A 9,129-nucleotide genomic window follows, 5' to 3' on the forward strand; every position below is an offset into this window, starting at 1 on the left:
ACGCGCCCCTTATTGCCGCAACATTTGCGCTGATGCAAGCGCGCTGAATGACCGCGCATCGAATCGCAGGCCGATTCTGTTGGAACGATTGCGTCGCACAATGGTTCTGCACAAGCGATCTCATCGCAGCGAGGCGCCGCCCGCTTGCGTGACGACGCGACGGCTGACGCATCGGAGCAGGTTGCCATCTGCGCCCGATGGCTATTTAAAGCGATTCAGTTCGCGGGACGGAGAATATCGTATGGCGGCGCCGGATTTGTTTGTGCCGAAGGCCGAATCCATATGTCTGTTCCTCGATGTCGACGGCACTCTCATCGACCTGGCGCCGACGCCCGACGCCGTTATCGTCTCCAGTGCGCTGCTTGACGAATTATCCCTCGCCGAAAAGCGTCTGGATGGCGCTCTTGCCTTGGTGAGCGGGCGCCCGATCGACGAACTGGACAGGCTATTTACGCCTGTGCGTTTGCGGGCGAGCGGGATTCACGGCGCCGAAATCCGATATTCGCCTTCCGAACCAACGAGATCGCTGACCAACGATCGGCTGTCCGAGAGCGCCTGGATCGACCTCCAGCACTTGCTCGAAAGCTTCCCCGGCGTCTTCGCCGAGAACAAGGGCGTGAGCTTCGCAGTGCATTACAATTTCGCCGCGTCGGTCGAAGGGGAACTTTTTCTCGCGCTGCGGCGTTTTGTGGAACGGTTTGCGCGGTTCGAACTGGAGTTGGTTCCGGGAAACCTCGTCTTTGAAGTTAAACTGCCCGGCTTCGATAAGGGCTCGGCGATTCGGCGATTCATGGCGCGCGCGCCATTCGCTGGCCGCCGACCCGTATTCATCGCCGATGATAAAATGGACCGGCCGGGTTTTGAAACGGTTTTGGCGCTGGGCGGCATAGCCTTTTCGGTTGGTTTCGAAATGGCGGGACTGTCCGGTTCGTTTTCGCAGCCGGCGGGGGTGCGCGCCTGGCTAGGAAAGGTGACGGCGTGAACCCTTCAACCAAGCGTCTGGAACGATCGCCGGGCGCGCAGCCGCTCGATCTTGCGCTCATCGGCAATTGCCGGGTCGCGGCGCTGGTCGACACGGGCGGGCGCATCGTCTGGTGGTGTTTCCCGCGCTTCGATTCCAATCCCGCCTTCTCGCGCCTTCTTTCGGGTGACGAGGAGAAGGGATTTACCGATGTCGTCCTCGCCGATCTCGCGCATGTGAACGCCGCCTATGTCCGCAATACCGCCATTGTGGAGACGGAGCTTGAAGATCGCCATGGCGGGCGCGTTCGCATCACGGATTTTGCGCCGCGATTTGTTCATTTCGAACGGACGTTCCGACCGCCGCAAATCGTGCGCCGCATTATTCCGGTCGCCGGATTGCCCAGAATCGCGATTAGGGTTCGGCCGACCCACGCCTATGGCCGGCCCACCGCCGAGTTTTCGCTCGGCTCCAATCATATCCGCTACCGCGGCACGGGAGACGTGCTTCGCCTCACCACCGATGCGCCGCTATCTTATATCGCCGAAGAGACGACTTTTCCGCTCACCCGACCGATCACGCTCGTGTTTGGTCCCGACGAACCCTTTCAAAGCGCGCTCGACAGCACGGCGCGCGACTTCGAGGAGCGCACGCGCGATTATTGGTCGGGGTGGGTGCGCTCGCTGGCCGTGCCGTTCGAATGGCAAAACGCCGTCACCCGCGCCGCCGTAACCCTGAAACTGTGCAGCTTCGAGGAGACGGGCGGCATCGTCGCCGCCCATACGACATCGATCCCCGAGGCGCCCGGCAGCGGCCGCAATTGGGATTATCGTTTTTGCTGGCTGCGGGACGCCTATTTCGTCGTCCAGGCGCTGAACAGGCTCGGCGCGACCGAGACCATGGAAGCTTATATCAATTATATTCTGACCGTCGCCGCCGACCTCGATACGCCGCTGAAGCCCGTTCATTCGATCGTCCCTGGCGACAGGCTGACCGAAGAAATCGCGCCCGATCTCGCGGGGTTTCAAGGCAATGGGCCGGTCCGCGTGGGCAACCTCGCCGAAATACAAAGTCAGCACGACGTTTATGGCAGCGTCATTCTCGCGGCGACGCAAATGTTCGTCGACGAGCGTCTGCCCCGAATGGGCGACGAGCCGCTGTTTAAAGCGCTTGAACCGCTGGGCGAACGGGCGCTGCGACTGGCGCTGACGCCGGACGCCGGCATATGGGAATATCGTGGACGCCAACGCATCCACACCCATTCGGCCGCTTTGTGCTGGGCGGCGTGCGACCGGCTATCGCAAATCGCAGCGCGGCTGGGAATCGATGGCCGGGCCGCGTATTGGCGCAGTCATGCGGACGAGTTGCGCGAGCCGATTCTGGCGCGCGCCTGGAACGAAAATAAGGGCGCGCTGGCGGGCGCGCTCGATGGCCAGGACCTCGACGCAAGCGTTTTGCTCCTGTCCGAATTGGGTTTGCTGGCGCCCGACGATCCGCGATTTATCGGCACGTTCGAGGCGGTCGGGCGCGAGTTGAAGCGCAACGGCCGCATCATGCGCTACACCAATGAAGATGACTTCGGCGCTCCGGAGACCGCATTCCTGGTTTGTAATTTCTGGTACATCGATGCGCTTGCGGAACTCGGCCGTCTCGACGAAGCTCGCGCCATGTTCACCGATCTGCTCGAACGTCGAAACGCCTTCGGCATCCTCTCCGAAGACATTCATCCCGAAACCGGCGTCCTGTGGGGCAATATTCCCCAGACCTATTCGATGGCCGCGATCATCAATTCGGCGATGCGACTTTCAGTGAAATGGGAGGATGCATGGCGCCGCGTCTGATTTTGGTTTCAAATCGAGTCAATATCCCCGATTCCAAAGGGCCCCGGCAGGCGGGCGGTTTGACCGTCGCGGTCAACGCCGCATTGAAACAGCGCGAAGGCGTCTGGTTCGGCTGGAGCGGCAAGGTCAGCGAGGACGGCGCGATTCCCACGCCGACCATTGTCCACCGCCGAATGCGGACCTACGTCACGCTCGATCTTTCCGCGACGGATTTTCAGGAATATTACAACGGCTTCGCCAACAGGGTGCTTTGGCCGATCCTTCATTACCGCGTCGATCTGGCGGAATTCAACGCGGGAGATCTCGGCGGCTATCTGCGCGTCAACGCCCATTTCGCAGACGCCTTGTCCCCTCTCATCACGCCCGAAGACACGATCTGGGTCCATGACTACCATCTGCTGCCGCTCGCCAGAGAGCTGCGCGCGCGCGGCCACCAAAATCCGATCGGCTTCTTCCTCCACATCCCGTGCCCGCCGCCCGATATTCTCGAGGCGCTGCCGCAACATTGGCAGACGATGGGCGCACTCAGCCATTATGACCTTGTGGGATTGCAGACCGTGCAGGACGCGGAAAATCTCGGCCGCTATTTCGCCATCCAGGGCAGCGAATCCAAGCGCGCGCCCGGGATGTTTGAAATCGACGGGCGCAGGGTGACGGTCGCCTCATTCCCGGTCTCGATCGCGACGGCCATCTATGCGCGCGCGGCGCGCAACGCGGTGAGATCGGGCATGGTCGGAGAGCTGCGCGACAGTCTGGGCGGCAAGCGTCTCATCCTCGGCGTCGATCGCCTCGACTATTCAAAAGGCATTCCGCACCGCATTCAGGCGTTTGGCCATTTCCTCGACAAATATCCGGAATGGCTGGGCAAGGTCACCTTCCTCCAGGTGACGCCCAAGAGCCGCGTCGAAGTGCCCGAATATGCGGCCATGAATCAGGAAATCAACGCGCTTGTCGGACAGATCAACGGTCGTCATGGCGACGCCGCTTGGACGCCGATCCGTTACGTCAACCGCTCCTACACGCGCGCGGCGCTCGCCGGCCTTTACCGGACAGCGCAGGTGGCGCTGGTGACCCCGTTGCGCGACGGGATGAATCTTGTCGCCAAGGAATATGTCGCCGCGCAGGATCCCGAAGATCCCGGCGTTCTCGTGCTTTCGCAATTCGCCGGCGCGGCGCAGGAACTCGACGGCGCCGTGATCGTCAACCCGCATGAGCCGGAAGGAATGGCCGAAGCGATCAAGACCGCGCTCGACATGCCGCTCGACGATCGAAAAGCGCGCCAGCACAGGATGTTCGCCCATCTGGCCGCCAACGACATCGACCGCTGGGCGGAGCGCTTTCTCACCGCGCTGGGAGAGTCGCGCGAACAGCCCGGACTGCTGAAAGGCCTGCGGCAATTATTCGCGCAACGCGCGTGAAGCAAGGTTTCATTCGAGCATAGACGGCCGGCGGAGCGACGAGACGTCTCCTGCGAACGGGCCAATTAGCCGCACGTCGCGTCGGCATAATCTGATATAAGGACCAATTCAAGACACGCCGCTGGCCGGATTTGCCCCCTGACGCGGCTCGACCAGCAAGGCGCTTCCATACGCGCCTTGAATTGGAATCGGACGGCGCGAAGCGCGACTTGCGGCCCGGTCGCATCGAGGCGAAATAGCCATGTTCACGCTAGACGCATTCCACCTCGCCCGCGCGCAATTCGCCTTCACCGTCATCTTTCACATCGTCTTCCCCGCGCTTTCGATCGGGCTCGCCAGCTATCTCACCGTGCTGGAGGCGCTGTGGCTGAAGACGGGGCGGCAGGTCTATCTCGATCTCTTCCAATATTGGCTGAAGATATTCTCGATCGGCTTCGCCATGGGCGTCGTTTCCGGCCTGGTCATGTCCTATCAGTTCGGGACCAATTGGGCGGCGTTTTCCGACAAGGCGGGGCCGATCATCGGGCCGCTGATGGGCTATGAGGTATTGACGGCGTTCTTCCTTGAGGCCGGCTTTTTGGGCGTCATGCTGTTTGGCATGAACAAGGTCGGGCGCGGACTGCATTTCGCGGCGACATTTCTTGTCGCCTTCGGCACGTTGATTTCAGCGACATGGATCCTGTCGGCCAATTCCTGGATGCAGACGCCGGCGGGCTATTCCATCGCCGCCGATGGGCGTTTCATGCCGGAGGATTGGTGGGCGATCATCTTCAACCCTTCCTTCTTCGTGCGCCTGCCGCATATGGTGCTCGCCTCCTATTTGTGCGTGTCGTTTCTTGTCGGCGGCGTCGGCGCCTATCACCTGCTGCGCGACGCGCAGAACCAGGCGGCGCGCACCATGTTTTCGATGGCGCTGTGGATGGCGACGCTGGCGGCGCCGGCGCAGATTGTCGTCGGCGATCTGCACGGGCTCAACACTCTCGCCCATCAGCCCGCCAAGATCGCAGCGATGGAAGGCGATTTCGAAACCGAGCGCGGCGCGTCCGAAATCCTGTTCGGTATTCCCAATATGAAGGAACAGCGCACCGACTATCAGATCGCCATTCCCTATCTGGGCGCGCTGATCCTGACCCATAGTCTCGACGGCGAGACGCCGGGCCTGAAACAATGGCCGCGCGCCGACCAGCCTTATGCGCCGGTGATCTTCTTCACCTTCCGGATCATGGTCGGCCTCGGCTTCCTGATGGCGGGAATCGGCCTCGTCAGCCTGTGGCTGCGCCGCGGCGGGCGCCTCTATCGCGCGCGCTGGCTGCAGCGGATGATGGTGGCGATGGCGCCGGCGGGCTTCATCGCGCTGGTGTGCGGTTGGATCACGACGGAAGTCGGGCGCCAGCCCTATACGGTTTACGGCCTGCTGCGCACCTCCGACAGCCTGTCGCCAATCGGCCTGCCCGGGGTGGCGACTTCGCTGGCGTTCTTCGTCGTCGTTTATCTCATCGTCTATGCCGCCGGCATTGCATTCCTGCTGCAGCTTATGGCCAAGCCGCCGCATCCGGGCGAGGAGGGGCCGGCGCAGGGCGCGCCGATCCATGCCGCCGGCCTCACGCCAGGGCCCGCCGCCGGCGCGCCTATGCCGTCGACGGCGGGGGAATAGGCCATGACTCTCGATCTGCCATTGATCTGGGCCGGCCTCATCGCCTTCGCGGTGCTCGCCTATGTCGTGCTCGACGGGTTTGATCTCGGCGTCGGCATCCTGTTCGCCGTCGAACACGAGGATAAGGAGCGCGACGTGATGGTCAATTCCATCGCGCCGATGTGGGACGGCAACGAGACCTGGCTGGTGCTGGGCGGCGGCGGGCTGTTCGCGGTCTTTCCGCTCGCCTATGCGACGATCATGCCCGCCCTTTATCCCGTCATTATCGCCATGCTGCTCGCGCTGGTCTTTCGCGGCGTCGCCTTCGAGTTTCGCTTCCGCGCATCCTCGCCCCGCGGGCGGCAAGGCTGGGATCTCGCGTTCTCGCTAGGATCGACCGTCGCGGCTCTGTGCCAGGGTCTCGCGCTCGGCGGCCTGCTGCAAGGCGTCAAGGTGGAGAATCGCGCCTATGCCGGCGGCTGGTGGGACTGGCTCACCGGCTTCACCGTGCTGTGCGGCCTGGCGGTGGTGGCCGGCTATGCCTTGCTCGGCGCTTGTTGGCTGATCTGGCGAACGGAGGGGCCGTTGCAGCAACGCTGCCGGCGTCATGCGCGCACGCTGGGCGTTGTCGTGCTGGCCTTCATCGTGGTCGTCAGCTTGTGGACGCCGATGCTCAACCCCTCGTTCTTCCAGCGCTGGTTCGGCTGGCCGGGCGTCGCGCTGACCGCGCCGGTGCCGCTGCTGGTCGCGCTGCTCGCCTGGGGCTTCTGGCGCGGGCTCTCGTTGAAGCACGATCTCACGCCCTTCCTCTGTGCGCTCGGCTGGTTCGTGCTGTGCTTTGCGGGTCTGGGGATCAGCATGTATCCGCTGATCGTGCCGCCCTCGATTTCGATCTGGCAGGCGGCGGCGCCGCCCGCCAGCCAGGGGTTCCTGCTGGTCGGCGCGGTGGTGCTGCTGCCGATCATCCTCGCCTATACCGGCTATAGCTACTGGCTGTTTCGCGGCAAGGTCGGCCACGAAACCCACTATCACTGATGCGCAAGCTGCTGTGGTTCGTCGGCCTCTACGGCGCGAGCCTGGCCGTCTTTGCAATCGTCGCTCTGGCGCTGCGATCCGCGCTCAAGTGATTGGTCGACGCAGTCCGCCTTAATCGTCGTCCAGCTTAGCGAGACGCTCGGCCTCGGCAAGGTCTGCGATCGTGTTGACGTTGAAGAACGGATCGCGCGATGTGTTCGCCCATGTCGCCGTGGCGAGCCGATAACGCGCCATCCAGCGCTCGACCTTACGGCAATCCTCGACGACGAGCGCATGGCGGAGGTCTTCGCGCAAATCGACGCTCCATAATCCGATCACGGGATGCGCGCGTCCGCCCGAGGCGACGACGGCGAGCTGCGCGTCCGCGCCCGTTCGCGCGTCATGCAGACGCGCAACGAGATCGCGCGGCAGGAAAGGACAATCGCCCGCCGCGCTGACGACCCAAGCGATATCGGGTCTATGCGCGGCAGCCCAGTCGAGCGCCGCCAGCACGCCCGCGAGCGGTCCCGCGAATCCCTCGACATTGTCGGCGACGACAGGCAGGCTCAACGATTCAAAACGCGTGGGATCGCCATGGGCGTTGAGGATGAGGCCGTCGCATTGTGGGGCGAGGCGCGCGGCGACGCGCTCCAAAATCGTGCTTGCGCCAATCCTGCGCATCGGCTTGTCGCCGCCGCCCATGCGCCGCGCGAGACCGCCGGCGAGGATGACGCCAAGCGTCACAGGCCTGTCATTCATGCCGGCATCTCTGAAGCAAATCCGCGTTCCGTCAATATTTTGTTTCGGCGCGGCGGCTGCCGCGCCGCTTGACGATGCGAGCCCCCTCCCCCATCGTCGAAGCCATGGCGACGACCAAGCTCGACCTGATCGGACTGAATTGTCCTTTGCCGGCGTTGAAGACCCGCAAGGCGCTCGCGCGCCTGATGCCGGGCGATCTCCTGCAGGTCCATTGCACCGACCCGCTCGCCGCCATCGACATTCCCCATCTCATCCGCGAGACCGGCGACCGCATCGCGGCCACCGAACATTTGGAAAGCCGGATCGTGTTCCTCATCGAAAAGGCGAGCGCGGCAGGCGCCTGAGCGGGATTGTCGAAGTCCGCGCCCCACTCGCGGGAAGACCTCAATAGACCCTACGCCACTAAGCGGCCGCGCCGCTCGAGATTCCGTTCAGACGACGGCGAAAACTCAATTCGTCAGATCATAGCGCTTCATCAGCTCGTCCAAGGGAATTGCCTTGGCGACGCCAGATCGGATCGCGTCCATTTCGCGCTCGGCGAGATAGACGTCCTCGAGATCGTCGAGATGTTCGAGGATCGCTTGGCGCGCATAATAGCTCTTGCTGCGACCCGTGCGCTCGGCGAGGGCGTCGAGGCGATCTTCGATTTCTGGCGGAAGGCGAAGGGAGAGCATGGCGGCTTCTCAGGACGAGCAATAGGTGTATGGCATGACGAGCCGCTTCCCTGAAATCGTGGATGCGTGGGCTTGGTTTCACGCCGCCGCGTCGAGCGCCATTTCCGCGGCGATGCGCGACCACGGCACGTAAATGAGCCCGTCGCTATCGCGCGCGATCAGTCCGGCTTCGACAAGAAGCGCCACGTCGGCGTGAACGCCGCGATAGTCGCGGGCGAGATGTTTGGACAAGGCGCGGACCGAGGCCGGCCCCAAATGCCGCAAGGCGCGCAGCAACGCCCAACGATTGGCCGTCAGGACTTTCAACAGGCCTTCCATGCTCTCGAAGGCGAATCTGGCGGGCGCGCTCTTGGTCTGGCCCCGATCGAGCCGGCGCGCCATTTCCTCCGCGTCAGCAAAAAACACATCGGTATCCCTGACGTGCAGGATAACTTCCTTCATCGCCTCAGCTCCCTCTTCACGTCGCTCAGAAAATCGCGGATCAATGCGGACGCGGGAGATCCGATTATAATTCAATCCGCGAATACATGCAGGGATTTGCTAGAGTGTCGCGACAGGCGCCTCCGTCGGAGTGAAATGGATGCGGTCAACAATGTTTCTTCTAATCGCGGCTTTCGCGGCGCCCTTCGCCGGCGCCCATGCCCAGACCCCTGTCGTCGGCGGCAGTCCGGACGTCTCGATCGGCGGCGCTTCGGCTGCCCGGCAAGGCGATACGGCTAGGGATGGAAGCCCCGTCGTCCAAGGATCGCCCAATGTGTTCATCAATGGCCGCCCCGCTGCGACGGCGGGCGGCAAAATCGGTTGCGGCGGCGCCATCGTCGGCGGGGCG

10 protein-coding genes are annotated in these 9,129 nt (G+C 63.1%); 7 read left to right on the forward strand and 3 right to left on the reverse strand.

Annotation, left to right across the window (positions count from 1 at the left end):
- Window positions 1-241 precede the first annotated feature (241 nt).
- The 5 genes from otsB to cydB all read left to right on the forward strand — a co-directional run bounded on the left by otsB (window position 242) and on the right by cydB (window position 6,888).
- Complete coding sequence (otsB, locus tag GSQ90_RS28985) at window positions 242-982, forward strand: trehalose-phosphatase (protein ID WP_158818470.1); 741 nt, start codon at window positions 242-244, stop codon at window positions 980-982.
- Complete coding sequence (locus tag GSQ90_RS28990) at window positions 979-2,802, forward strand: glycoside hydrolase family 15 protein (RefSeq protein WP_246731828.1); 1,824 nt, start codon at window positions 979-981, stop codon at window positions 2,800-2,802. Before otsB ends, GSQ90_RS28990 begins: the two co-directional genes overlap by 4 nt.
- A complete protein-coding gene (locus GSQ90_RS28995; RefSeq protein ID WP_158818471.1) occupies window positions 2,787-4,220 on the forward strand; it encodes a trehalose-6-phosphate synthase in 1,434 nt (477 codons plus the stop codon). Before GSQ90_RS28990 ends, GSQ90_RS28995 begins: the two co-directional genes overlap by 16 nt.
- Window positions 4,221-4,461: 241 nt before the next feature.
- Window positions 4,462-5,874: a cytochrome ubiquinol oxidase subunit I gene (locus tag GSQ90_RS29000; protein ID WP_158818472.1), complete on the forward strand. Its 1,413-nt coding sequence runs from the start codon at window positions 4,462-4,464 to the stop codon at window positions 5,872-5,874.
- Between the two features lie 3 nt (window positions 5,875-5,877).
- Window positions 5,878-6,888: a cytochrome d ubiquinol oxidase subunit II gene (gene cydB, locus GSQ90_RS29005; RefSeq protein WP_158818473.1), complete on the forward strand. Its 1,011-nt coding sequence runs from the start codon at window positions 5,878-5,880 to the stop codon at window positions 6,886-6,888.
- A 111-nt stretch (window positions 6,889-6,999) separates the two neighbouring features.
- Here the strand turns inward: cydB and mobA are convergent, their stop codons facing one another.
- Window positions 7,000-7,626 (reverse strand): molybdenum cofactor guanylyltransferase MobA, encoded by a 627-nt coding sequence (gene mobA / locus GSQ90_RS29010; protein ID WP_158818474.1) that lies wholly within the window; start codon window positions 7,624-7,626, stop codon window positions 7,000-7,002.
- A 104-nt stretch (window positions 7,627-7,730) separates the two neighbouring features.
- Here mobA and GSQ90_RS29015 point away from each other — a divergent pair, with 104 nt between their 5' ends.
- Complete coding sequence (locus GSQ90_RS29015) at window positions 7,731-7,970, forward strand: sulfurtransferase TusA family protein (protein ID WP_158818740.1); 240 nt, start codon at window positions 7,731-7,733, stop codon at window positions 7,968-7,970.
- Between the two features lie 105 nt (window positions 7,971-8,075).
- Here GSQ90_RS29015 and GSQ90_RS29020 read toward each other — a convergent pair whose 3' ends face one another.
- Both GSQ90_RS29020 and GSQ90_RS29025 read right to left on the reverse strand, forming a co-directional pair.
- Window positions 8,076-8,300: a DUF6290 family protein gene (locus GSQ90_RS29020; protein ID WP_158818475.1), complete on the reverse strand. Its 225-nt coding sequence runs from the start codon at window positions 8,298-8,300 to the stop codon at window positions 8,076-8,078.
- 78 nt (window positions 8,301-8,378) lie between these two features.
- Window positions 8,379-8,741 carry a DNA-binding protein gene (locus tag GSQ90_RS29025; RefSeq protein WP_158818476.1) on the reverse strand — a complete coding sequence of 121 codons (363 nt, stop codon included), beginning with the start codon at window positions 8,739-8,741 and terminating at the stop codon, window positions 8,379-8,381.
- Between the two features lie 151 nt (window positions 8,742-8,892).
- Between GSQ90_RS29025 and GSQ90_RS29030 the strand changes: the two genes are divergently transcribed.
- Window positions 8,893-9,129, forward strand: a 237-nt coding sequence (locus GSQ90_RS29030) for a PAAR domain-containing protein (RefSeq protein WP_246731829.1), incomplete at its 3' end; no start/stop codon positions are given.

Origin of the sequence: Methylocapsa sp. S129 (assembly GCF_009765995.1) — a bacterium.
In the GTDB taxonomy this organism is placed as follows: domain Bacteria; phylum Pseudomonadota; class Alphaproteobacteria; order Rhizobiales; family Beijerinckiaceae; genus Roseiarcus.

What these genes read in the sequence shown, in the direction of transcription:
- otsB (WP_158818470.1), top strand. Translation starts at nt 242, where the DNA reads ATGGCGGCGCCGGATTTGTTTGTGCCGAAGGCCGAATCCATATGTCTG.
- GSQ90_RS28995 (WP_158818471.1), top strand. Translation starts at nt 2,787, where the DNA reads ATGGCGCCGCGTCTGATTTTGGTTTCAAATCGAGTCAATATCCCCGAT.
- GSQ90_RS29000 (WP_158818472.1), top strand. Translation starts at nt 4,462, where the DNA reads ATGTTCACGCTAGACGCATTCCACCTCGCCCGCGCGCAATTCGCCTTC.
- cydB (WP_158818473.1), top strand. Translation starts at nt 5,878, where the DNA reads ATGACTCTCGATCTGCCATTGATCTGGGCCGGCCTCATCGCCTTCGCG.
- mobA (WP_158818474.1), bottom strand. Translation starts at nt 7,626, where the DNA reads ATGAATGACAGGCCTGTGACGCTTGGCGTCATCCTCGCCGGCGGTCTC.
- GSQ90_RS29015 (WP_158818740.1), top strand. Translation starts at nt 7,731, where the DNA reads ATGGCGACGACCAAGCTCGACCTGATCGGACTGAATTGTCCTTTGCCG.
- GSQ90_RS29020 (WP_158818475.1), bottom strand. Translation starts at nt 8,300, where the DNA reads ATGCTCTCCCTTCGCCTTCCGCCAGAAATCGAAGATCGCCTCGACGCC.
- GSQ90_RS29025 (WP_158818476.1), bottom strand. Translation starts at nt 8,741, where the DNA reads ATGAAGGAAGTTATCCTGCACGTCAGGGATACCGATGTGTTTTTTGCT.